The 23,691-nt window shown below is 41.4% G+C and carries 30 protein-coding genes; 14 read left to right on the top strand and 16 right to left on the bottom strand.

Annotated elements, in window-relative coordinates; translation table 11 throughout:
* Positions 1 to 66: 66 nt before the first annotated feature.
* Positions 67 to 1,395, top strand: a complete 1,329-nt coding sequence (locus tag IEE86_RS04955; protein WP_191096223.1) for an LLM class flavin-dependent oxidoreductase — start codon at positions 67 to 69, stop codon at positions 1,393 to 1,395.
* 37 nt (positions 1,396 to 1,432) lie between these two features.
* On the opposite strand, the gene IEE86_RS04950 is transcribed toward IEE86_RS04955, so the two are convergent.
* Positions 1,433 to 2,317, bottom strand: a complete 885-nt coding sequence (locus IEE86_RS04950) for a LysR family transcriptional regulator (protein ID WP_191096222.1) — start codon at positions 2,315 to 2,317, stop codon at positions 1,433 to 1,435.
* 150 nt (positions 2,318 to 2,467) lie between these two features.
* Between IEE86_RS04950 and ssuE the strand changes: the two genes are divergently transcribed.
* Genes ssuE through IEE86_RS04910 form a run of 8 tightly spaced genes read left to right on the top strand, consistent with a single transcriptional unit; the run spans position 2,468 to position 7,963 of the window.
* The gene (ssuE, locus tag IEE86_RS04945) at positions 2,468 to 3,019 is read left to right on the top strand and encodes an NADPH-dependent FMN reductase (protein WP_191096221.1); all 552 of its coding nucleotides are present in this window, start codon (positions 2,468 to 2,470) and stop codon (positions 3,017 to 3,019) included.
* Entirely contained in the window at positions 3,003 to 4,028 is a 1,026-nt protein-coding gene (locus IEE86_RS04940; protein ID WP_191096220.1) for an LLM class flavin-dependent oxidoreductase, read from the top strand. Before ssuE ends, IEE86_RS04940 begins: the two co-directional genes overlap by 17 nt.
* Entirely contained in the window at positions 4,028 to 4,282 is a 255-nt protein-coding gene (locus tag IEE86_RS04935; RefSeq protein WP_191096219.1) for a glutaredoxin family protein, read from the top strand. Before IEE86_RS04940 ends, IEE86_RS04935 begins: the two co-directional genes overlap by 1 nt.
* 24 nt (positions 4,283 to 4,306) lie before the next feature.
* On the top strand, positions 4,307 to 4,870 hold the full coding sequence (locus IEE86_RS04930; protein ID WP_191096218.1) for a GNAT family N-acetyltransferase: 564 nt from the start codon (positions 4,307 to 4,309) through the stop codon (positions 4,868 to 4,870).
* A 13-nt stretch (positions 4,871 to 4,883) separates the two neighbouring features.
* Entirely contained in the window at positions 4,884 to 5,645 is a 762-nt protein-coding gene (locus IEE86_RS04925; protein WP_191096217.1) for an amino acid ABC transporter permease, read from the top strand.
* A gap of 17 nt (positions 5,646 to 5,662) precedes the next feature.
* Positions 5,663 to 6,496, top strand: coding sequence for a transporter substrate-binding domain-containing protein (locus IEE86_RS04920; protein WP_191096216.1), 834 nt, complete (start codon positions 5,663 to 5,665; stop codon positions 6,494 to 6,496).
* Positions 6,497 to 6,512: 16 nt separating this feature from the next.
* Positions 6,513 to 7,223 (top strand): ABC transporter permease subunit, encoded by a 711-nt coding sequence (locus tag IEE86_RS04915; protein ID WP_191096215.1) that lies wholly within the window; start codon positions 6,513 to 6,515, stop codon positions 7,221 to 7,223.
* Complete coding sequence (locus IEE86_RS04910) at positions 7,220 to 7,963, top strand: amino acid ABC transporter ATP-binding protein (RefSeq protein ID WP_191096214.1); 744 nt, start codon at positions 7,220 to 7,222, stop codon at positions 7,961 to 7,963. Before IEE86_RS04915 ends, IEE86_RS04910 begins: the two co-directional genes overlap by 4 nt.
* Before the next feature lie 93 nt (positions 7,964 to 8,056).
* On the opposite strand, the gene IEE86_RS04905 is transcribed toward IEE86_RS04910, so the two are convergent.
* From IEE86_RS04905 to IEE86_RS04895, 3 genes are all read right to left on the bottom strand, one after another.
* Positions 8,057 to 8,557 carry a YwgA family protein gene (locus IEE86_RS04905; protein WP_191096213.1) on the bottom strand — a complete coding sequence of 167 codons (501 nt, stop codon included), beginning with the start codon at positions 8,555 to 8,557 and terminating at the stop codon, positions 8,057 to 8,059.
* A gap of 30 nt (positions 8,558 to 8,587) precedes the next feature.
* Positions 8,588 to 9,889, bottom strand: coding sequence for an HD domain-containing protein (locus IEE86_RS04900; protein WP_191096212.1), 1,302 nt, complete (start codon positions 9,887 to 9,889; stop codon positions 8,588 to 8,590).
* A 169-nt stretch (positions 9,890 to 10,058) separates the two neighbouring features.
* Entirely contained in the window at positions 10,059 to 10,280 is a 222-nt protein-coding gene (locus tag IEE86_RS04895) for a YuzB family protein (RefSeq protein ID WP_003215259.1), read from the bottom strand.
* 240 nt (positions 10,281 to 10,520) lie between these two features.
* Here IEE86_RS04895 and IEE86_RS04890 point away from each other — a divergent pair, with 240 nt between their 5' ends.
* The gene (locus tag IEE86_RS04890; protein ID WP_191096211.1) at positions 10,521 to 11,321 is read left to right on the top strand and encodes an RsfA family transcriptional regulator; all 801 of its coding nucleotides are present in this window, start codon (positions 10,521 to 10,523) and stop codon (positions 11,319 to 11,321) included.
* Positions 11,322 to 11,355: 34 nt separating this feature from the next.
* On the opposite strand, the gene IEE86_RS04885 is transcribed toward IEE86_RS04890, so the two are convergent.
* Positions 11,356 to 11,589: a DUF5970 family protein gene (locus IEE86_RS04885; RefSeq protein ID WP_191096210.1), complete on the bottom strand. Its 234-nt coding sequence runs from the start codon at positions 11,587 to 11,589 to the stop codon at positions 11,356 to 11,358.
* A 123-nt stretch (positions 11,590 to 11,712) separates the two neighbouring features.
* Between IEE86_RS04885 and IEE86_RS04880 the strand changes: the two genes are divergently transcribed.
* Positions 11,713 to 12,537, top strand: a complete 825-nt coding sequence (locus IEE86_RS04880; RefSeq protein WP_191096209.1) for a hypothetical protein — start codon at positions 11,713 to 11,715, stop codon at positions 12,535 to 12,537.
* 155 nt (positions 12,538 to 12,692) lie between these two features.
* Here the strand turns inward: IEE86_RS04880 and IEE86_RS04875 are convergent, their stop codons facing one another.
* From IEE86_RS04875 to pta, 10 genes are all read right to left on the bottom strand, one after another.
* On the bottom strand, positions 12,693 to 13,178 hold the full coding sequence (locus IEE86_RS04875; protein WP_191096208.1) for a tetratricopeptide repeat protein: 486 nt from the start codon (positions 13,176 to 13,178) through the stop codon (positions 12,693 to 12,695).
* A gap of 32 nt (positions 13,179 to 13,210) precedes the next feature.
* Positions 13,211 to 14,056, bottom strand: coding sequence for an octanoyl-[GcvH]:protein N-octanoyltransferase (gene lipL / locus IEE86_RS04870; protein ID WP_191096207.1), 846 nt, complete (start codon positions 14,054 to 14,056; stop codon positions 13,211 to 13,213).
* Between the two features lie 236 nt (positions 14,057 to 14,292).
* Entirely contained in the window at positions 14,293 to 14,688 is a 396-nt protein-coding gene (locus IEE86_RS04865) for an SMI1/KNR4 family protein (protein WP_191096206.1), read from the bottom strand.
* A gap of 1 nt (position 14,689) precedes the next feature.
* On the bottom strand, positions 14,690 to 15,031 hold the full coding sequence (locus tag IEE86_RS04860) for a hypothetical protein (protein ID WP_224740809.1): 342 nt from the start codon (positions 15,029 to 15,031) through the stop codon (positions 14,690 to 14,692).
* Positions 15,032 to 15,043: 12 nt separating this feature from the next.
* Positions 15,044 to 15,304, bottom strand: a complete 261-nt coding sequence (locus IEE86_RS04855) for a hypothetical protein (protein ID WP_191096205.1) — start codon at positions 15,302 to 15,304, stop codon at positions 15,044 to 15,046.
* 241 nt (positions 15,305 to 15,545) lie between these two features.
* Positions 15,546 to 15,878 (bottom strand): hypothetical protein, encoded by a 333-nt coding sequence (locus tag IEE86_RS04850; RefSeq protein WP_191096204.1) that lies wholly within the window; start codon positions 15,876 to 15,878, stop codon positions 15,546 to 15,548.
* Between the two features lie 22 nt (positions 15,879 to 15,900).
* Complete coding sequence (locus IEE86_RS04845; protein WP_191096203.1) at positions 15,901 to 17,595, bottom strand: T7SS effector LXG polymorphic toxin; 1,695 nt, start codon at positions 17,593 to 17,595, stop codon at positions 15,901 to 15,903.
* Positions 17,596 to 17,606: 11 nt separating this feature from the next.
* Positions 17,607 to 17,885: a YwqI/YxiC family protein gene (locus IEE86_RS04840; protein WP_191096202.1), complete on the bottom strand. Its 279-nt coding sequence runs from the start codon at positions 17,883 to 17,885 to the stop codon at positions 17,607 to 17,609.
* Position 17,886: 1 nt separating this feature from the next.
* On the bottom strand, positions 17,887 to 18,288 hold the full coding sequence (locus tag IEE86_RS04835) for a YwqH-like family protein (protein ID WP_191096527.1): 402 nt from the start codon (positions 18,286 to 18,288) through the stop codon (positions 17,887 to 17,889).
* 179 nt (positions 18,289 to 18,467) lie between these two features.
* Positions 18,468 to 19,439: a phosphate acetyltransferase gene (gene pta, locus IEE86_RS04830; protein WP_191096201.1), complete on the bottom strand. Its 972-nt coding sequence runs from the start codon at positions 19,437 to 19,439 to the stop codon at positions 18,468 to 18,470.
* Positions 19,440 to 19,678: 239 nt separating this feature from the next.
* Between pta and hemQ the strand changes: the two genes are divergently transcribed.
* Both hemQ and IEE86_RS04820 read left to right on the top strand, forming a co-directional pair.
* A complete protein-coding gene (gene hemQ, locus IEE86_RS04825) occupies positions 19,679 to 20,449 on the top strand; it encodes a hydrogen peroxide-dependent heme synthase (protein WP_191096200.1) in 771 nt (256 codons plus the stop codon).
* 67 nt (positions 20,450 to 20,516) lie between these two features.
* Positions 20,517 to 21,677: an MFS transporter gene (locus IEE86_RS04820; protein ID WP_191096199.1), complete on the top strand. Its 1,161-nt coding sequence runs from the start codon at positions 20,517 to 20,519 to the stop codon at positions 21,675 to 21,677.
* 12 nt (positions 21,678 to 21,689) lie between these two features.
* Here the strand turns inward: IEE86_RS04820 and IEE86_RS04815 are convergent, their stop codons facing one another.
* Positions 21,690 to 22,169: an Lrp/AsnC family transcriptional regulator gene (locus IEE86_RS04815; RefSeq protein ID WP_191096198.1), complete on the bottom strand. Its 480-nt coding sequence runs from the start codon at positions 22,167 to 22,169 to the stop codon at positions 21,690 to 21,692.
* A gap of 145 nt (positions 22,170 to 22,314) precedes the next feature.
* Between IEE86_RS04815 and IEE86_RS04810 the strand changes: the two genes are divergently transcribed.
* A complete protein-coding gene (locus IEE86_RS04810; RefSeq protein ID WP_191096197.1) occupies positions 22,315 to 23,547 on the top strand; it encodes an MFS transporter in 1,233 nt (410 codons plus the stop codon).
* Positions 23,548 to 23,691 lie beyond the last annotated feature (144 nt).

Below are 23,691 nucleotides of genomic sequence, written 5' to 3'. Positions count from 1 at the left end.
TCTGCGATTCTACCTTATGATGAAGAACATATACACATTGACTTTAAAACGAAAGGGACGATTCGCATGTCTGGAAAAAAGCACATACAATTTGGATTAATGTTACATGGTCCAGGAGGCCACATGAATGCGTGGAAGGATGAATCGGTTCCAGCAGATGCGAGTGTCAATATTGATTATTATCAAGCGATCACAAAACAGGCAGAGACAGCGGGATTCCGTTTTGTCTTTGTTGCAGATGGCTTATATATTCATGAACATTCGATTCCTCATTTCTTGAACCGATTTGAGCCATTAACGATTTTATCTGCACTTGCCACAGTCACCAAACAGATCGGACTTGTAGGCACTGTGTCCACCTCCTACAGTGAACCCTTTACCATTGCCCGGCAATTTGCATCCTTAGACAAATTAAGTAAAGGCCGGGCGGGATGGAATGTTGTGACCTCCCCATTAGAAGGCTCAGCAGAAAATCACATCATTCGCTCACATCCAAGCCATTCACTTCGATATGAAATTGCCGAAGAATACTTACATGTGGTGAACGGGCTTTGGAGCTCATGGGAAGAAGATGCTTTTATAAGGGATCGAACAACAGGTGTTTTCTTCGATCGAGATAAATTGCACACATTAAACCATCGTGGCAAGCATTTCTCTGTCAAAGGTCCCTTAAATATCGAACGGTCTGATCAAGGGCAGCCTGTGATTTTCCAGGCAGGTGCATCAGAGGCAGGAAAGGATCTAGCCGCAAAAGAAGCGGACGCCGTATTTACAAATGCAGATTCACTTGAGAAGGCGAAAGCCTATTACCGCGACGTGAAAAATAGAGCCGCAGCGCTAGGTAGAAAACCATCTGACATCAAAATTTTCCCCGGTATCCACCCGATTACAGGGAGAACAGTCGAAGAAGCAGAAGAAAAATATCAAGCCATTCAGCATCTTGTCTCTATTGAAGAAGCCCTTCATTACCTTGGCAGGTTCTTTGATCACTTGGACTTCAGTCAATTTCCACTTGATGAGCCATTTCCTGATATAGGTGATGCCGGTTCAAATAGCTTTCAATCCACAACAGAGTCGATTAAAAAAATGGCGAAAGAACAAAGCTTGACCCTAAGAGAAGTCGCTCTACGAGTGACCACCCCCAAAAGTGCTTTTTTCGGAACTTACGAACAAGTGGCAGACCAACTGATCCAATGGATCGAAGAAGAGGCCGCAGATGGGTTTATTTTTGGCGCTCCGATTTTAGCAAGCGGTTTAACCGAATGGACGGAGCATGTCATCCCGATTTTGGAAGAAAGAGGCTATTACGACCCGAATTATCCAGCTCATACCCTTCGCGAAAATTTGGATCTGCCTTTAAAGAAAAATCTGTATCTCAAAGAAACTGTGAAATAGACATTGAAAAGGGGTTAGCTCAAAGGCTAACCCCTTTTCATGATGTTTGATGCAATTGATTTTCAATGAGATCAATGAACTGGAGTACGGCTCTTCCAGGCGTATCATTTGTTTTTCTCAATAGACCGACTGGCGGGGAAACGTGAATTCCCTTTATTTCTAATACCTTCGTGCCAGGGAGTGTAAAAGAATGAGCAGTTCGTGTAAAAAGAGACACTCCTAGTCCAGCCTGAACATAGTGTTTATGAGACATGCTGCTCGTAATCTCTAACTTATTGTAATTGGTCCCAATGACATCAACGATTTGTTGTTCAATTTGGATGCGGATGGGGCAATTGTGAGGCGTGAATAAAATGGTCTCGTTTTCTAAATCTGTCACCTCTACTACATCTTTTTCCGCCAATCGATGGGAAGACGGGACCAATAAAACGATATCATCTTGAAAAAGAGGTTTATAGCTATTCTCCATAGAGGCTTCCGGTGCCCCGCAAATCGCGAAATCAATCTCATCATGAGAAAGTAAGGAACTCAGCGTATTCGCATCCGCTACTTGCACAGAAAATTCAACATTCGGAAACCTTTCCTTGAATTCTGCAAGGAGAGCAGGAAACTCTAAACTGGCTGTAGGCTCAGAAACACCAATACGAATTAATCCAGCAATGCCCAGCTCTAAATCTTGGAGCGTTTTCGTCAGCTTTTCATACTCGTTTAATAACGAATTAGCTCTTTCATAAAATAACCGGCCCGATCCTGTTAACTTTAAGGTCTTTCCTCGTTCTAAGAGCTTCTCCCCAATTTCCTCTTCTAAATGTTTGATGTGCAAAGTAATAGTTGGCTGAGAATAATTCAGCGCTTCTGCTGCCTTTAAAAAATTCCCGTATTTAACGATTGTGGCAAAGGTGCGTATCGCTCGAATCTCCATAGAAACCCCTCTTTTCCCTGTATTTTAAATAACTGAATCATGTATTTATGATTACTAATTATACTTTTCTATTGGTTTGCCTTATTATAATTTATATTATCAACTATTCCAAGTTGTTTAGAAGGAATTATAAGAAATGGAGGAGACGAATTGACGAAAGTAACCATTATAGCAGGCGGACATTCTGTCCATTCTCGATTAACCGGTGTCCTGCATCATGCTCAACAAGATTTAGCTTTAAATGGAATTGATGTTCAGATCATTCAAGTCCACCAGCTCCCAAGCAGCGCCTTAATAAGAGCGGACTTCTCAAACGAAGACATTGTCAAGGCCATTGAACTTGTGAATGACAGCGATGGCGTGATTGTGTTAACGCCTGTCTACAAAGCGTCTTTTTCCGGTATTTTAAAAACGTTTTTAGATGTCCTTCCCCAGAAAGCATTTCAAGGGAAACCTGTCCTTCCTCTCGTTTTAGGAGGAACCTATGGTCACTTACTCGTCATTGAATATGCGCTGAAACCGATCATTCATCAACTCGGTGCAACGGTTGTTCAATCTGGCGTTTATGTCGTGGATCAACAGGTCACAAAGCAGGATTCAGATCGCTATGTGCTTGATTCAGATGCCACAGACAGATTAAACCTCGCACTATCTCAATATCAAAGTCTAATAGGAGGAACAGCCAATGTCGCTCACCCTTAGTATTCTTGATCAAAGCCTCGTCGGTGAGAACGAGAAAGCAGAGACGGGCATTCAGCATACCGTCAAACTGGCTGAAGCAGCGGATCAGCTAGGCTATCACAGGTTTTGGGTGTCTGAACATCACAATAATCCTCAAGTAGCGGGTTCTTCTCCTGAAGCCCTTGCCGGCTACCTTTTAGCAAAAACGAACAGCCTGCGAATTGGATCAGGCGGTGTCATGCTTCAGCATTACAGCCCGTTTAAGGTGGCCGAAACATTTCATGTACTGGCGTCATTAGCGCCTGGCAGAGTCGATTTAGGTGTTGGGAAAGCACCGGGAGGTCTGAATCAATCGACACAAGCACTTCAGGAAGATTATCAAGCGTCACGGAAAGACTTTTCTCAAAAATTAGTGGATCTCAAAACGTATCTTACTGAACAAGCAAATGAATTAAATGCTCAGCCAATTCCTAGTGTATCACCAGGCATGTTCCTTCTAGGCGGAAGTATTGAGAGTGCTGAATTTGCAGCAAAACTAGGAATCTCCTTTGTGTTTGCCTTCTTTATTAATGGAGATGAAACATTGTTAAAAGAAGCAAGGGAGACTTTCGAAAAACATCAAAAAGAGGATACTCACCAGCAATTTCTTCTCGCCATCACCGTTTCTGTAGCGGAAGATCACGAACAAGCCCTTTCGCACATCAAGCAAAAGGAAACAGTAAAGGTCTCCTTTTCCGATGGAAGAAAGCTTAATGTGACATCACTAGAAGATGCAGAAAAACTGGTAAAAGGAACGGAGAAGGAACACTACAATATTCACATTCAAAAAACCGGTTATACCGCTGGCACCAAAGAAACCGTCCATCACCGGCTGAATGAACTAGCCGAGACATACGATATCAATGAGTTCATCGTGCTATCTCCGATTGTAGACATTGATGCAAGAATAGCGTCTATCACATTATTAAAGGAAGCATTCGATCATGAACTAACAGCCAAAAAACAATTAAATCAAGAGGTGAACGTCTAATGTCAAACAAACAAAAAATCATTTTATGGAGCAAAAATGGATGCAGTTATTGTAAGGACATTCAGTCCTATTTCAACGAACAGCACATTTCTTATTCAATTATTGATGTAACAGAACATGATCATTACAGAAATATTTTAGAGAAAAAATATGGCGTCCGCTATGTGCCAGTTGTGGAGATCAGCCGAAATCCCCATGTGTATCAAGCATTGCTGAATCCAGATATCGATGCTTTACGAAAAGCGTTGATTTGACATTATTTTGATTGGAGGTTTGTCATGAGTCGAGATATTTTTCGCATCGCTACCGAAGAAGATGCGCCAGCTTTTCTAGAATTGCTGTCCAGTGCATTTAAACCGCTTGGAGAAATGGGCATCGATTGGCCGTCTACAAACGCCACACTTGAAATGGTCACAGAAAACATCACAAAATCCGTTGCTGTTGTGTTAGAACGAGACGGGCGGCTTATATCAACCATCACCATCCGTTTTCCTTGGGAGAGCACTCAGCCAGTCTCAGGATATCCCTTTGTTTGGTGGTTTGCGACAGCTCCTGATTTAGCAGGACAAGGGATCGGAAATAAGCTGCTCGATTATGTGGAAAACACCCTGCTCCGCGAGACATACAAGGCGCCAGCATACACACTGGGCACTTCTGGCCGAAAGCACCCTTGGCTTTTAGACATGTACGAACGAAAAGGCTATACAACATATATTGAACGTGAGACCGAAAATGGCGACTTAGGTGTATTGATGTATAAAGTGCTCATCCCAGAACGTTTTGATGAAGCCATACTAGGGACACCGCCAGCAGAGGAAAAAGTCGAAACGACTTCAACATAGGAGGTGATTCAACATGGGTGAATTTTTCAAATGGGAGTATGTGGTCACGCTCTTCCCTAAAGTATTATCAGCCCTTCCAACAACCTTGCTGATTGTTTTATTTGCCACATTGATTGGCAGCTTTCTTGGATTTATTATTGCTTATTTTCGCATTGAGCGCATTCCCGTCCTGCACCAGCTCAGTGCAATCTATGTCTCATTTATTCGCGGAACACCTATTCTTGTTCAGATGTTTATTGTCTTTTATGGTCTGCCAGGTTTGCTTGCGACAATTGGACTTGATATCTCCATGTGGAACAAATTGATCTTTCTTTATATTACATATGGACTCAATACAGCTGCCTATTTTTCAGAAATATTCCGATCCGCCCTATCGAGTGTCCCAGTATCTCAATATGAAGCCGCTGCCTCAATTGGGCTGACCAAATGGCAGATTTATAGAAGAACACTCATTCCTCAAGCAGGGAGAATCGCCCTCCCGAATATTGGCGTGGCCATCGTCAACTTATTACAGAATACCTCCCTCGCCTTTACATTAGGCGTAATGGACATTATAGGAAAGGTTCAAACATTAGGGGCGTTATACTACCGCGTATTAGAAGGATACTTTATTGCTGCCATTATTTTTATCTTCTTAAGTATGCTGTTAGAAAAAGCGTTTGACCTATTAGAAAAACGAATTCAAACACCGAGGACAAGAAAGCAGCGTCAGACAACATTGGTTCCCTTCAAAAGAGTTGAAGCGGCCTTCACTGTAGAAAAACGTACGAAGTAAAACGAGGAGGAATTCACATGAAAAATAACAAAAAACATCATCTCATTGGTCTGCTTACACTTGGTTCATTGCTTCTTGCAGCCTGCGGACAAACGGATCAATCGAATGAAGTCAAAGCAGAAGCAGAAAATAATAATTCCGATGCAAAAGAAATCATTGTTGGGACAGGGAACGCTTATCAGCCTTTCGTTTACTTAGATGAAAACGGCAAATTAACAGGATATGAGAAGGCTGTATTAGATGAAGTTGATCGGCTGCTACCGCAATATCGATTTAAATATGAATCCTTTGAGTTTAAAAATATTCTACCTGCTTTAGATGCCGGTAAAGTTGATCTCGCTGCCCATCAATATGAAATCAATGATGAGCGTCAGAAGAAATATCTATTTGGAAAAGTTGGCTACACAGATTATACAAGCTATGTGGTTGTAGATAAAGCATCCGGTCATGACTTTCAAAGCCTTGACGATTTGGCTGGACACAAAGTGCACACCTCTACAGGAAGTAATTTCGCTTATCTGCTAGAGCAATATAACCAAAAGCATGATCGGAAAATTGACATTGTCTACGGAGATGGCGGAAACGAAATTTTGGTCAAAAACCTGCAGAATGGCACGGTCGATGCTGCCTTGCTCACAAAGTATGACGTCAATAAACTAAACAAACAATTCAATGCCAACCTTGTGACGTCTGGAAAGCCTGTAAACGTATCTAAAACGTATTATCTCTATCAAAAAAACAATACGAAGCTTCAAAAGGACATTGATCAAGCCTTGCAGAAGCTGATTGATAACGGTAAGCTCGCTGAATTATCTAAGAAAATATTGGGCGGAGACTTTACTACATCATAAGAAAGGAGCGATCTGAGTGGATTTTGATGTTGCCTTTATGCTACAGGCCTTTCTAGCCGCACTTCATTATTTGCCGACAACTCTACTGTTAGGCTTTCTCCCGCTATTGTTTGGCTCTGTCTTTGGCTTTGGCATTGCACTTATCCGTTTTTATCAAGTGCCTGTACTGTCTCAATTGTTCAAATGGTTTGTCGCTATTTTTAAAGCAATCCCTGTTGTCCTAATCTTGCTTGTATCTTATCTTATTTTTTCTGATTCGCTCGATCACTTGGCTGCATCTCTTTCTCTTCAGATTCGTTTCAGTGATTTGGACAGACGATGGATTGCCATTTTCGCTCTTACTTTATATGCCATAAGCGGGTTATCTGAAATATTTCGAAGCGCTCTTGCATCTATCCCGAAGGGTCAATTCGATGCTGCTTTATCCGTTGGTTTCACCAGCAGGCAGGTCTTACGAAGGGTGATCATACCGCAAGTCTTTCCCATCGCCCTTCCACTTTTGAACAACATGCTGATCAGTTTAATCAAAGCCTCTTCTCTCGTCTCTATGGTGTCTGTGGTCGATATTTTAAACGGCGCTTTAATCAAAGCCAATGGGAACTATCGTTATCTTGAAGCCTACATCGCCGTTGCTCTGATTTACTGGGCACTGTGTGCCTCTATCGAAGCCATTACAGCCGGATACGAGAAATATGGACACAAAAACAAAAGGAGACGATTGGCATGATTGACATCAAACAGGTGCATAAAGCGTTCGGTAAAAACCAGATTCTGAGAGGAATTGATTTAACGGTAAAAAGAGGCGAAGTGGTCGTCATTTTAGGTCCGAGCGGTTCTGGGAAATCAACCTTTCTACGATGCTTGAATTTTCTTGAGCGTGCGGATCAAGGAGAAATCAGCATTGATCACACGACCGTCAAGTTCAATCAAGCAAAGCCTAAAGACATCCTCGCACTTCGCAGAAAAACTGCCATGGTCTTTCAGCAATACGATCTATTTCTTCATAAGACGGCACTTGAGAATGTCATGGAAGGCTTAGTCATTGCCCGTAAACAACCGAAAGATCAAGCCTATGACACAGCTCTCCAATTAATCACAAAGGTCGGATTACTAGAGAAAAAGGATGCCTATCCGCATCAATTATCTGGCGGACAGCAGCAGCGAGTTGGCATTGCACGTGCACTTGCACTGAATCCAGAAGTCATTTTGTTCGACGAGCCGACCTCCGCATTAGATCCAGAACTTGTAGGAGAAACGCTTGATGTCATTAAACAGGTAGCACAAACCGGGGTCACCATGATCATCGTCACGCACGAGATGAGCTTTGCCTATGATATTGCCGACAGGGTGATTTTCATGGAGGATGGGGTCATTGTCGAATCAGGTACGCCGGAAGAAGTCTTTGAACAGACGAAAGAAGAACGTACAAAACAATTTTTAGCGAGATTTTCTTATCACCATTCATAAAAAAACAAGTCGACCCATGAGATCGACTTGTTTCTGCGCAAAATAAAAACCAGTCTGTTCTAGCCATTAGCCATCACACACTGGTTCTTCTCGTTAGTTCAATTCCTTCAACTGATCAATATAAGCAAGAGCCGCCTCAAATTCTTCGTCCGTATAGCGCTGCTTGCTTTTAATGGTGAAGACCTTTTCCTTTACCTCATCTTTTGGCAGGTCATCAAAGTATAAAATCGTTGAGACAAGCTCCAGAAAACGAGACGATTGCTCGTTCATCTTCTGCGTCAGCACTTTGAGGTCAGGCATGTCCACTTCACACTGATCGAGAAACTCTTTCCCATTGTCCGTCAGCGAATAGCGATATTGATAGTATCCGCCCTTTTTTTCCTTCATTTCGTCCAAGAATCCCAGGTTGCACAGCTCTTCAATTCTGAGCGTCAGTTCCTCCGAATAGGGGCCATAAAAATGAAAATCGTATTTCTCATAAAAAGGCAAATCTAGCTTTTTGGCTATGTAAATCATCTTTTGCAGCTTCTTCCGTCCAACGATTTCCCCTGATTCAGAGAATACCTTCATCAACTTTGCATGCTCTTTCAACAAATTCCCGACATCTCCTTTTTCAGTACTTCCTTATCCCAATCCAAGCAGCTTCATGATCGCCTTCTTTTCTTCAGCTTTTTCCGACATATCTACAATTAAGTCCATCGGGAAATAAAGTTTATGATCGGTTCTTCGTTTACCGGAAATGGCGTCAACAATATCTGACTGTCTCGACAGCTCTTTAATATGACCACTTTGCGTTAAAAGGTGTATTGGCAGCCTCTCTTCTTCTTCCCCTGGTCTGTAGAAGTCATAAGGTAAGTCAGAGGAAGAGTCGACCACTAAATAATAGTCAGGATCAATTCCTGCCTCCTTGAACAAGGCGGTCAGCTTGAAATATTTCGTCATCTCTTCATTCGGATTAAACTCTGTATATTGGAACAATCGGCGGTTCATAAAACGGCGGCACAAATCTGCCAGCACGTGATCTCCTTCATCTTCCCACGCCTGAAAATAAAATAAGACAATGGATTCATCTAGCTTAATATAGTCCTCTGTGGTGACATTCCCCTCAAAGATCGAATAAAAATGAACAGGGGCATGTGTAAACATATAGCCAGTTTCATGCAGCTCTTTTGCACGATGAAGGATTTTCGTTAAAATAACCTCCGCACTGCGTGTCACTGGATGGAAATAGACCTGCCAGTACATTTGATAGCGGCTCATAATATAATCCTCAACCGCATGCATCCCGCTCTGCTTCATCACAATCTGATCTTCTCTCGGACGCATCACACGCAAAATACGTTCCATATCAAAGTGACCATAGCTGACGCCTGTATAGTAGGCATCACGCTGCAAATAGTCCATACGGTCGGCATCAATTTGACTTGAGATCAAACTGACCACCTGTTTGTTTTGATACGTTTTGGCAATGACTTCTGCGACATGCTTCGGGAAATCATCACTGACCCGGCGAAGCACTTCATTGACTTCCGTTTGCCCTAAAATGATATCTCTTGTAAACGATTCATGATCTAAGTGGAAGACCTTTTCAAAGGAATGAGAAAACGGGCCATGTCCAAGGTCATGAAGCAAAGCGGCACTCAGCACAAGCTCGCGCTCCCCTTCATCCCATTCTGGTCGCCCTTTAAACACATCATCCACAATCCGTCTCACAATCTCGTATACACCGAGTGAATGATTAAACCGGCTGTGCTCTGCCCCATGAAACGTCAAGTAAGTGGTTCCTAGCTGTTTAATTCGTCTCAGGCGCTGAAACTCTCTTGTTCCTATTAAATCCCATATTAATGCGTCCCGTACATGAACATACCGGTGCACAGGATCTTTAAATACCTTTTCTTCAGATAATTTCCCTTTTGGATACGCCATCGTTTCGTCCCTCTTTTTTAAGACGTGTTTCTATTATATCGGGTAAATTTCCCCGAAAACATCCTTGAATTTGCTGGTGAATGTGTTCTCAAAGATTGCATGGACGTAAAAAGCCCGACCTGACAGGGACGGACCTCTTTTTAGGTCGACTGAACACATTCAGTGACATTTATTTGACTTTTTTTTGAACCTTTTCGAGTAACTCATCTTCTGTTGGTGCGGATAATGGGCGATTGTTCACAAACGCAAAAGCCTTTTTTCGTCCTGGACCACAATAGGATTGACAGCCAATCTCAATTTTTGCATCAGGGTCAACCGATTTGAGTCGAGGCAATAATGTCTTTAGGTTCGTCGCATCACAATCGTCACATACGCGAAACTCATTAGCCATGGTCTTACGCTTCCTTTCAATGATGAACTTCATTTTATATGAAACAGTTGGACAACCAAGAGTGAATAATATACCACCCAACATTGTACATCGAAGCGGCTGGACTTGCAAGACGCATTGAAAGCCCGGTATGTGTTCACATAAAAGCTAGTATTTTCCACTATCCTTTTAGCAAACTTGTATAAACCTTCTTGAACTTGGCTAATCTAATACCATCAAATCATATGGGGGTTTAAACACATGTCAAAACAAAGACAAGATGCTTGGTCAGAGGAAGACGATCTCCTTCTGGCAGAAACCGTCTTACGCCATGTTAGAGAGGGTAGCACACAGCTGAATGCATTTGAAGAAGTAGGAGACAAGCTGAACCGCACCTCAGCGGCATGCGGTTTTAGATGGAATGCTGTCGTGAGGCATCAATATGAAAAAGCCTTGGCCCTTGCCAAAAAACAGCGTAAACAACGTATGCGTGCACTCGGCAATGGACAGCCTGCGAAAAAACGTTTGCTCTATCAACCGCAAGTTGAAGAAACGATCACACAGGAAGAATTTTCTGAGGAGCTGGAACCAGCAAAGGAAGAAACGTTTGCGCCAGCGGCTGAAACAGCAGAACAGCTTCAGTTTGTCGATAAAAGCTACAATGAAGAGTTAGCTAGTTTATCACATTTATTGTCACAGGCTTCACACGGTGTCGAGAAAAAACCAGAAGCCAATCCGTTTAGACAGCGTCAGGAATTAACCATTGAAGACATCATTGATTTCTTACGCCGCTATGAAGGCGATGGACAGCAATCCTCTGCCTTACGTATGGAAAACAACCGGTTAAAACGAGAAAACAACGAGCTATCACATAAAGTCTCGCAGCTAGAAGCTGAAGTGAAAAAGCTTGAAAAGGATCAGCTCACGATTCAAGAAGATTATGAAACACTCGTCAAAATCATGAACCGTGCAAGAAAACTAGTTTTATTTGAGGATGACGACACTGCCGCACCAACCTTTAAAATGGACCGTAACGGCAACCTCGAAAAAATGGCAGAATAACAAAAAGTGCTCCCCACCTGCGGGAAGCACTTTTTTATATATCCAAAAATAGCATCACACTAAAAAGGACATTGATCAAAAAGACGAACATAAAGATATACCTGACCTGTCTCACCTGAAAATCACCAAAGATAAAAAGATACAGCCCTGCGATGCCAAGTGTCAGTACAGGCTGAAGAAACGGCACCAAAAGTGAAATGCCGTAGCCGGCTCCTACGATGACAGGAAGCCATAGTAAATAGAGGTAACTGCCGTTTTTGGATTTCATTGCAATTTCTCCTTTTTAAAAAATCTACAACTAATAAACATAAAATGAATTTATATACTATATTAACTTCTTAAAGCATATACCGATATACATATATATGAATTAAAAGGGAGTTGTTGATAATTGAGGAAATTTTTATTTGGATTAGTGATCACTATATTATTAAGCACTATATCCTTTAACGCACAGGCAGCAGATGAGCCGATTGAATTAAAAAGAAGTAATGCTTTTAGCATTCCGGATGAATCTAAAACAACTATTAAAAATACAGATGATCACCGAATCTATAAAGTCTACCTTGGCATGAATAAGACAGAAAAACTAACCCTTCGTTCTCCTAAAACATTTGATGTCAAAATTACTAATCCTAATAGTGAAGTCATTTCACAAAGTAGAGGAATAGGAAAAAGTACAATCAATGAAGAAGGAACAGCTCAAATTGAGTTCCCTACCGTTACGGAAGGAGATTATTTAATTTACATTAAACCTTCTGATGATGATAAAAATCAATTTCCATATGAATTAAATGTTACTGTAGGAATGCCCGTTCTGTATTCACCAGTTATGGAAAAAAGGATTACTCTTAATCAAACTTCTATTACGTCATTTAAAAAAACTAGCTCGCTACAAAACTTTGACCTATCGAATGACAGTTCAATTCCGAATAATAGCTACATAACAGAAGTTAGAACTGATGGTCCTGACATCGGTCGAAATTCATTAAGCATATATACATTAAAACGAAGTATACGCCCAAATTCTAGCATGACTTGGATTAACACAACATACCCTGATTTCAAAGTTTATCCAGCTGGTTATCCAAATGGAGCATGGGTTCCTGTTAAACAGAAGTATTCTTTCCAAGTCTCTGCATCAACATTTAATCAACCCGGAACATACACTTTTGATCCTAACATTTATATTGTCTATAAAGTTGAATTAAAATAATAAAGATAGATCGACAAAATGACTTGATTGTTTTGTCGATCTACAACATTTCCAAAAACATACATTTCTCCTGATGACAGGAAGCCATAGTAAATAGAGGTAACTGCCGTTTTTGGATTTCACCGGAATCCTTCCTTTCTATATGACTCACCAGATTATTTCCACAATGTATCTAACTGATTTGAATAAAAATCAATGGCCTTTCGATAACTCAAAATAGTAGGATCCTTTGTCGTTTCAGTTAAACAGTTCAGTAATATCTCCATCGCTTTGCTATGTTCATTCAAATTATACAAAGTCATGGCATAGAACGTTTGAATGGCTTTGTTATTCGGATAAGCTTCCAGCCCGTTTAGGAATACCTGTTTTGACTTTTCATATTCACCTAAGGTTCTGTATGTACTTCCTAACCCTAGTAAAGCATCTTCCAGTTCCTCTGAAGACAGCCCTAACTCGATGGCCTTTTCATAAAAAAAGACAGCTTGCCTTTCCTCTCCTAACAAATCATAATTCCAAGCACATTGATAATGAATAGAGGCATCGTCTGGATACTCTTCTACAAGACGGGTGAGCATGTCATTGGATTCTTGAAGATGTCCACTTTCTCGAAGTTCAATGGCTTTCAGAAGTTTCTTTTCCATTACGTCACCCCTATTTTTTAAGATGGATGTGTTTACGAGAACACTTTCTCATTTCGCTCAATCATCCGCGTCATGTTTTTCTCAAACTCTAGCTGTTCCTCAGTGGTCATTCCTGAAGCTGTCAGTTGATCACTCAGCTTTTGGAGTTCTTCTAGTAAAAGACGCATGAGAAGCGCACAGTCAATTGGTTCTCCAGTTAATTCTGATAGGGATGCCATCGTCTCAGGCTGTATATCGGGAAACACTGCCTTGACCTCTTGTCGTTTGTCCTTTAAGGCGGCGTTATAAAAACGACGGATCAAATCGGCACGCTCACGCCCGCTTCCATCTGCACACAAATAGATTTGCACAGCGACCCCTCCGCGTAATCTGCGCTGAGAAATGCCGGCAAATTTCTTTCCATTGATGCTTAAATCATAGCTACCTGGACAGTAAGAGCCCACAATTTCATAGGCTTCAATCTCCACCTCATACATCGACAGCATCCGGCGGATCAATTCCACCATTGCATCATATCCTCGGTCAATATCAATGCCTTTCTTTTGTTCCGCAAAAATTAAAGACACATTCAGTACGCCTTCATCCAGCACCACAGCAAGACCGCCTGAATTGCGTACAATGACGCGATACCCCTCCTCCTCAAGAAGTTTCACACCATCTTGAAGAAATGGAAGCCTTGTATCCTGAATCCCAAGAACGATCGTATTGTGGTGCACCCAAGAACGCGCTGTCGCTGGTGAAAGGCCCTTCCCCACCGACGCGCAAAGCGTATCATCCATTGCAAAGGATTGCTTCGGGTCCACATAAAGACCAAGGCTCGATTGATCTATGATTCGCCATGTCGGCTGTGTCAGTAACTCAATAGGTTCATTTTTCATCTCCTGCATATCCTCTCGTTCATAAACTGTGTTTATTATAACATGGAGGGAGAATGAGAGAGAAAAAAGCTCTATGACAAGGAACGTCACAGAGCTTTTCAACTGGATGCTTTGGTTTTCTTGTTCTTCCTTTTCGCGATGAAATAAACAGCTGCAATCAAAACGACAGGAACCCCAACCACGAGGCATGCAGCGATCATTGTGTTCCACGGCAAATCGATCATCTCCTTAATAGACTAAACTTCTATGAAACAGCCCTCACTTACCCAACTCAACAAGTCTTCAGCCACCAACTCCGCATGCTGAGGGTCTATCACACCAGCATCGACAATCCACACTTTTTTCTCCTCTTCTGCCTGCCGCATAAGAAATACTTGCCCGCCGCCATCGTCGCCAATGGCTACATAGCCGCTTGCATAATGATGAACTTCCCACGTTGCATTGCGTTCCACTATGTCCCCAGTTCCGTATAGAAGCAGGTCGCCTCCAATGGAACATCCATTTGTCTGTTTTAGCAAAGCCTTATAAGCACGGGGCAGCACCATGTTTAGCTGGGATTCTGCCTTTTTGATGTGTATGTCACTTGCTGGTTTATTCACGTGAAGATTTGGGTTTTGAGGTAAATTGAGCATTTTAAGAGCCTCCTCTAGTAGCTGATTTTTTCATCACCCTTTTATACAAACGAAGGAGCATTTTTAAAAGAAAATAGTAAATGAGCACATCGAGTATAAAACCCCACAATAGAAATTCAAAAGTATGATGTCCGTGCAGAACTAGCCAATCAATAGGGAAACCGCGATAATCAGCATCTGAGTAAGAAACTCCTCTCATCAAAGCTGTTCCTATAACAATAAGAATACTGATACTTAATAGCCAATTGGATGTTTTTTTGCTTTTGTTTTGTTTATGTTCCATAGGTATTCCTTTCTCTGTTTTGCTGCCCAATACAAGACTTGATTCCAGTACTACAGACAACCGTCCTATCTATTATTTAAGCAAACTCTCTGCTTTATGTAATTCATCTAGAAAGGGGTTTAGATAGTCATTATAACTATCCAAATAAGCTCTTACCCCGCCAATGATCACAATTTTTTGGAGATCTTCATTGTTCTGAATGATCCTTTGTGCATTTTTATATCTTTTGTATATTAATTGGAGAACACCTTGATTGATTTCTTGTGAATATTCTTTTTCTAGGATGTTGATGATCGTTTGGATTTGTTTCGTTAGTTGTTGTTTTTTGTTCATTTAATGCTCCTATTTTCAAGGTTTTATTTAAATCATTCAATGGTACTTTACTGTTAATAATATTTATTGAGCTTTGATGATACACATGCGCTATCATTTTTCAGCCCAAACTGCCCCAGTTAGGAACCTACAGAAACCGGTTTTGCCAACGATCAACTTGAAACATATTTCACTAACTCATAAATAATAAAAAGGCCCTCTTACCGAAGGCTTTGATTTTAAAATTCTAAGATGTCAATTGTTACTCATCTGCCAATTCCCATACTATTTGACCATCTACCAAAATCTTATTTGGTGGATCATCATAAAGAGATATCTCAACTAAAGAGCTTTTCTCTTGAATTAACCAATCGTATACACCGCCACTGTTTTCATTAGGATGAGAAAGAATATCATTTACTTGGAAAGCAGCAGCAATATATTCTGTAAAATTAATATCATCTTCATCTAACATATTATTTGTTTCAAAAACTGTATCTAGTTTTCCTAAGATTTTCAATCCACTATTCCATTCCAAAATCATATCTTTTTTTTCATACTTTATTAATGTTCCAATCAAAGAATCATAACCCATTTTTTACCTCCGATTCATCATTTTAAGGCCTCGCTGGTACGATGTGAGCACCATCTTTCCCATAATGTATCATTCCCTTAGTAGTCTCTTCATACTTTCCAGTATCAATATTATAGTATTTTCCTATCGCTTGGCCAAAGTCTATCCTTTCTTTATTCTTACCCAATTCCTTGCCTGTCCCTGCATATTTATCCAGCAATTCTTGTGCCTTTTTATTATCTCCGTAAAAAATGCTTTTCTTTTTTCCGTTTGCTACTTCTTGCTTGTAATTTGGTGTTTCTGGAATATGTTTTTCTTGAGCTCCTGATTTTACTTTTGCAGGGAAACCATTTACTTCACGGTAAGGTCCTTTAGGTACGGATTGTTTACCGTAAGCAGGTGTTTTAACCCTCTTCACATTCTTCCCTTGCTCCAACCTAAAAACATATTTCCCAACCTTCACTATTTTCGTGATTGGGATGATAGAGGCTGCGGATAAGGCTTGGTCTGTGCTGCTGATGTTTCTGCTGGTTTCTGGGTCTTTGCCAGTAACGGCTCGGAAGCCGTCGTAGATGCCGCTGTATTCTAGGATGATGTTTTCAGTGATTGAGACGACTTCACCGTCTAATATGCGTTTAGCGTTGCCATGGCTGCGGCTTTCTGGAATTTTGTCGACTTCTTCTATTCTTACTTCGCCGTTTGCGATATACGTTCGAATGATTTGTTTATTAGCGTAAACGGTATATCTCCCGCCAATAAAATCAATATTCGACGGGTCCGTGACGACTTCATCTGCGATGTCGAATTCTTTTAACCTTTTAATGCCTTTTACGTTGAATAGTTTACCATTTATGACCCTGATGTCTCTATGAATCTTGTTTTTCCCGTTCACGGCTTCCCTTTGCAATGGCGTAAGCGATGGATCGTTTACTGTGATTTGTTTACTGATGTTTTTATGGGTGTCATTCCGAACCACCGTATCCACATTCGCCTGTTCTTTCTCTCTCAATTTCTCCAGCATGATCATCATCGGATTGTCTTTCGGGTTGTCTATTTTGTCATTCAATCCGCTGATCGTGCTGCTTACTTTTTCTTCTTTTGTATCTTTGAAAATAGATCCCTTTTGATAGCTGGTGATCTCGATTTTTGGACCGGTGAACATGGTGCTTAAAGTGTTGATGTATTGCTTCATTGTTTGCAATGCACTTGTTGTTTCATTCATAGCACTTGTTTGTTCTCTGTCAAAGGCATGGAGCAGTCCAATGGTTCTGGATGTCTCAAGCCACGCTTTTTGATAGCTCTGTTGAAAAGCAGACTCGTCTACATGAGGCAAGTGAACGATATGACTGACCCTGCCGATCGCCTGGCTTACATCTGATACGATGTCAGAAATCGCTCGCTCCGCTTTTTTTAAACCTGAATCAAGTTCGTGTTCGATAAATGTTTGTGAAATAAAACCGTGTTGATTTGATTCAAGGGCATGAAGTGCCTGCTTTGTTTTTTTGAGCGCAGAACTGTATTCCTCAATGACAACCTGAAAGAATTGCAAGAAAGGAATATGGCATTCTGTATAAAATGCTCGAATGGCTTGCCCTGCCTCTCCCTTTAGTGCATCATCAAGTGAGATGATGTGGTCGATTTGTTTTTCTAGTGAGCTGATGTTTTGTGATTGCTGCTTTAACGAATTCAGTGTTTGATCAATTCCATTGATTAGCGCAAAGGCGTCAAGGGTTTTCATTGCGTTCTCCTTTATTTTCTTTTACTGCTAGAAGCAAGCGCCTTGTCTGTTTCAATCATGGTGTTCACCGCTTGTTCTGTTTGTACAAGCTGTTTCTGAAGTATCTCTATATAGGATGTACTTAGTGCATTCAATTGCTGGTTGATCTTTTCTATCTGTTCTGTGGTGGAGAGCTCATTTTTCCCTTTGATGGTTTTTGGTAGTGTTAAATGGACATGAGCGCCTGCTTGTTTTACATGTTTTAATGCTTTTTTCGCCTCACTGGCGTCTATTTTGATTTCTCTACTCATGTTATTTCCCTCTTTTTTCTTCCAGTTGTTTCTGCTTTTCTTTCTCTATTTTTCTTTCAACCGAATGAATTTCATGTTCTAACGAATGGATATCTGCTGTCAGGTCACTGATTTTTTCATCGATTCGATTCAATAGATTGGTTAGCTGTGCACCCTTTATCTCTTGACTGGCGGAGGCCATCTCATCCCGAAGGCCATCAAATGTATCTGCCAGACTTCCAAACCATGTATGTGATGTCAGATCGGGATGAGTGATTTTTTTGCTGGCATCTGATAGGGCCGCTTTTGCCCCTTTTACTTCTGTTCGGCACATGCTCAGTTCTGTGATTTGTTCTTTTTTTATGGATATGTCTGCCTTTAACGAATACAAGGCCGTTTTATATCCGATGATGATTCCAGATATCGTCAACACCCCTATTCCTCAAATAGTCCTCCGTTATATTACCATTTCCTAGAACAAGAGGCATATGATTGAAAATGAATTTAATAAAAAATGAATCGTATGTATTGGGTTTTAATACCTAATTCACATAAAAAAGCTAGCTTCGTTTTGACACGAAGCTAGCTTCTTGGATGATTATATTATAGTGCTTGAGCTGCTGTGATGAGCGCAAGGTTGTAAACGTCTTCAGCATTACAGCCTCTTGATAGATCGTTTACTGGCTGGTTTAAGCCTTGCAGGATTGGACCTACAGCTTCAAAGTTACCTAAGCGCTGTGCAATTTTGTAGCCGATGTTTCCAGCTTCGAGGCTAGGGAAAACAAATACGCTAGCGTCTCCCTTGATCACGGAATCTGGTGCTTTTTTCGCTGCTACTGAAGGAACGAATGCTGCATCGAATTGGAATTCTCCATCAAGTACAAGCTCAGGTGCCTTTTCTTTTGCAATGCGAACCGCTTCAGATACTTTGTCTGTTTCGTCTGATTTTGCTGAGCCTTTAGTTGAGAAGCTAAGCATCGCCACACGTGGTTCAATGTCAAACATTTTTGCTGTGTTTGCACTTTCGATTGCAATTTCAGCTAAATCTTGGCTGTCTGGTGCAATGTTGATGGCACAATCAGCAAACACATATTGCTCTTCGCCACGAGCCATGATGAAGACGCCAGATGTTTTCTTTACGCCTTCTTTTGTTTTAATGATTTGAAGTGCTGGGCGCACTGTGTCAGCAGTTGAATGTGCCGCACCGCTCACAAGTCCGTCTGCCAGACCTTTATACACAAGCATTGTACCGAAATAGTTTTCATCTAGTAATGCTTTTCTTGCTTGCTCTTCTGTTGCTTTGCCTTTACGTCTTTCTACGAAAGCTTGTACAAGCTCTTCAAAACCTTCATATGTATGAGGATCATACACGTCAACACCATCAAGTGTAAGACCTAATTCTTTTGCTTTTGCTTCAACTTCTTGTTTTTTACCTACAACAATCGGTTGCAATACTTTGCCATCTGCTAGCTTTTGAACGGCTGTAAGAATGCGTTCGTCCATTCCCTCAGGAAAAACGATCTTTACTCCTTTACCTGCAACCTTTTCCTGAACTGTTGAAAAAATATCTGCCACTTCAATACCCTCCTTGATTTTACAAAAAAAGCGTTCTCTTTTAAGCATACTCTTCTTCTACATAAATTCAAACTACCAACTTACATTATAGCGCTTACAAATTAAATTCTTATTTTTCAAACTAATTTAACCAATTTCCATAAAAACCGTTTCTTCGTTCAAGTTTTGATCACATCTTCATGTGGACAAACTATGTTATAGTTGGAACAGATGGAAAACTGTAAATAGGAGTGAAAGAAATGAGCGAACAACATACAACAAATGAAGCAGCTCAAACATTAGACGGCTGGTATGCGCTGCATGATTTTAGAACAATTGACTGGACAGCTTGGAAGATGCTCACAAGCGATGAGCGTCAAGCCATTATTCATGAGTTTACAGGTCTAATGGAAAAATGGAAAACAGCTGAACACGATAAGGCTGGAAGCCAAACAATCTATAGTATTGTCGGCCAAAAAGCAGATATTATGCTCATGATTTTACGTCCGACAATGGAAGAACTGAATGAAATCGAGCTTGAATTCAACAAATCACGACTAGCAGAATTTACGATTCCAGCCTATTCGTACGTGTCAGTTGTTGAACTCAGCAACTACTTAGCAGGAGGCGGCGATGGCGGTGATCCTTACGAAAACCCACATGTACGCGCGCGTCTATACCCAGAGCTTCCTTCTTCTAAATACGTGTGCTTCTATCCAATGGATAAAAGACGTTCTGGCAATGACAACTGGTACATGCTCTCAATGGATGAGCGTAAATCTCTCATGAGAAGTCACGGTTTAATTGGGAGAAGCTATGCTGGGAAAGTAAAACAGATCATTACAGGGTCTGTCGGGTTTGATGATTATGAGTGGGGCGTCACCCTTTTCTCAGACGATGTTCTTCAATTTAAAAAACTGGTTTATGAAATGCGATTTGATGAAGTCAGTGCACGTTACGGCGAATTCGGTTCCTTCTTTGTTGGAAACCGATTAGCAAACGAGCAGCTGGCGTCATATTTCCATGTATGATAAACTCTTAAGGCTTCGGATCTCTCCGAAGCCTTTTTATGTATTTGTTTAGAAAGGTGATCACATCATGAAAAACTTCCCCATCGCTATTTTTGCCTTAACGCTCGGTGCATTTTCAATTGGCATGACTGAATTTGTCATTATGGGGCTTTTGCCAAACGTCGCAAATGATCTCCATGTATCCATCTCTGCTTCTGGGCAGCTGATTACTGGATATGCACTTGGTGTCGCAGTTGGCGGACCTATTTTAACGTTATCCACTGGAAAACTGTCGAGGAAACGTCTCCTCATTTTGTTAATGATTCTTTTCGTCGCAGGAAATGCTCTCGCTACTGTATCAACCTCTTATGGTCTGTTGATGGCCGCACGTATTTTAACGTCATTTGCTCATGGGACCTTCTTTGGCGTCGGAGCCATTATGGCTGCACGGCTTGTGCCTAAAGAGAAAAGCGCAAGCGCGATCAGCTTCATGTTTACAGGACTTACGGTAGCCAATGTACTCGGTGTGCCGTTCGGTACCTTTATCGGAAATCAATTCGGCTGGCGTATGTCTTTTCTAGTCATTGCAGTCATTGGTCTCATTTCCTTAATCGGTATCATCAGCTTAGTCCCGAATCAGTCGAAGGAAGAAGTACTGGATATTCGAAATGAAGTATCCGTTTTGAAAAAACCACAAGTACTCGTTTCCTTTGCAATGACCATCTTTGGTTTTGCTGGTGTGTTTACAGCCTTTACGTATATCAGTCCTATCCTGCTGCAAGTCACTGGCTTTCAGGAAAATGGGGTCACGCTTATCCTTGTCCTCTTCGGGCTTGGGGTCACCATCGGGAATTTAGTTGGCGGAAGGCTTGCCGACTGGAAGCTGATGCCGAGTATTATGGTGACGCTTATCCTGCTCATTGCTGTCCTGTTATTATTTACAGTCACTTCTGAATTCAAAGTGCCTGCCGTGCTGACCATTTTTGTTTGGGGAATCATTTCATTTATTCTTGTTCCTACCTTGCAATACCGCACGATGAACATGGCACATGAAGCACCGACCCTCGCATCGACGCTCAGTCATTCTGCCTTTAATATTGGGAATGCCGGCGGTGCAGCACTAGGCGGCCTCGCCATCGAGATCACACATTTACAGCTTGTTCCGTTATTTGCTGCAGGCGTGACATTCATTGGCCTCATCATAACGATCATGAGCTATCAGTCAGATAAACGAGTAAAAAGGACCTGAGGGAGGTCCTTTTTATTTCACCACGGTCATTTCTGGCTCTTCTATTTGCTTCACACGTTCCTGAATGGGATGAGAAAAAGAGTGCTCTGATAAGACAATATGGGAGACCGTTTTTGTAAAACCAGATACTTCTTGAATAAAGGCTTCAATTTCTTCAAGTGAAGAAACTGACAGCTTAATGAAAAAACAGGATTGTCCTGCCACTCGATAAGCAAAGAACGCACGTGGATGCTGATTCATAAATGTCACAAAACGCTGATATTCCCCGTTTAATACCGTGACTTCCAGCAGGCAGTCAATCAGAAGCCCTAATTTTTTATAATTGACCTGAACAGAATACCCTTCGATAATCCCTGCATCCTCTAATTTACGCACTCTTTCTGCTACCGCAGGTGCTGATAAATTCACTCGTTTTGACAATTCCCTCATGGATAAGCGGGCATCTTCTCTCAATTCATTTAAAATATGCACATCTACATCGGTGATTTTCATTCGTACCTCTCCCATCCAAAAATCGTTCCATTTGAAAAGTATTTTATGATAATACTTATGATGCGAAATGTAAAATAAAACTAAATAATGGTAGAATTTATTTTAACGGAATTGAATGAAAAAGCAAGTATGGAGGGATCACTTGATGAAAGAATCTTTAGACAGCCAGGCTTCTAAAACGTTTCCCATCACACTTGCCATCGCGCTTACACTTGGCGTTTTTGCGGCAGGATCGGAGGAACTGGTGATTTCACCACTTTTGCCTGATTTATCAAACTCTTTTCAGCAATCTCTTGATATTCTCGCTCTTTCCATCAGCATATATGGGTTAGCTGTGCTGGTTGGAGCTCCGCTGCTCGTTCCTTTAGGGGACCGGTATTCAAGAGAGCTGTGTTTGATGATTGGGCTGTCTTTCTTTTTGATTGGAACAGTGATGTGTGCTGCTGCCCCAAATTTGGCAGTGTTTTTTGCAGGCCGTGCTATTTCTGGGCTGGCGACTGGTGTATTTGTGCCAACAGCCTATGCTCTTGTGGGCGACCGGGTTCCATACGAATATCGCGGCAAAGTGATGGGACTCATTGTATCTAGCTGGTCTCTTTCTCTTGTCCTTGGTGTGCCCATTGGCGCCTTTATCGGCCAAAGTTTGAACTGGCGCTGGACATTTTGGATTTTCGCCATGATGAGTCTCGTTGTCCTGCTGCTCGTCATCCTTGAATCTCGAAAACAAGTCGCAACAGCTGATCCGAAGGCACCTCAAACTAGGGAGAAATCAGGTTCTTTATGGGGGGCTTTGAAAATCGACCGTGTTCCTGCCTATTTGACCGTGACATTTTGTAACATGCTTGGGTTTTATGGCATGTACTCATTTTTAGGAGCATACCTGCAAAGTCTGTTTTCCGGAGGGCAATCAACAGCTGGACTTCTGATCATGGCTTATGGTGTTGGCTTTTCCATGAGTATATTTACCGGGAAATTAGCAGATTGGTTTGGCAAAACGCGTTCTCTTTTCTTTGTGCTGGGCGGCATTACGCTCGTTCTTGCCTTACTTCCTTATGCACCGTTCTCATGGACATTGCTCATTTTCGCTTTATTTATTTGGGGTGCCATGCAAAGTTTATCTGTCACGCTTTTGAGCACCGTCCTGAGCGACTGCTCCCAAACCCACCGAGGCAAAGTGATGGCTTTTTACAGCCTTGCTTCCAATCTTGCCGTTATGCTTGGGTCAGCTCTGATGGGACCTGTTTATGTCCATTTCGGCTATCATACGGTAGGACTTGTATGTGCACTCATTACGCTTGTTGGTTTTTTCATCAGCTTCGTCAGCTATAAACGTGAAAAAACCTTACAGCAGAAACATAAAAACACATTTGAAACGTGAGCTCATTTCACTGCACATCTCGATATGTGCAGTTTTTTAGATCAATTTTTAATATCATCATAAAATACATTTTTTATAAATTTTGTTGACAATTACCAATTTTATTTTTTATAATCTAGTAAAAATTTGAAAAAGATTGGATGG

The organism is Bacillus crepusculi (genome assembly GCF_014764715.1).
Lineage (GTDB): Bacteria > Bacillota > Bacilli > Bacillales > Bacillaceae > Bacillus.
The sequence above is the reverse complement of the archived record's forward strand: the minus strand, read 5'-3'. Positions and strand labels throughout refer to the sequence as shown.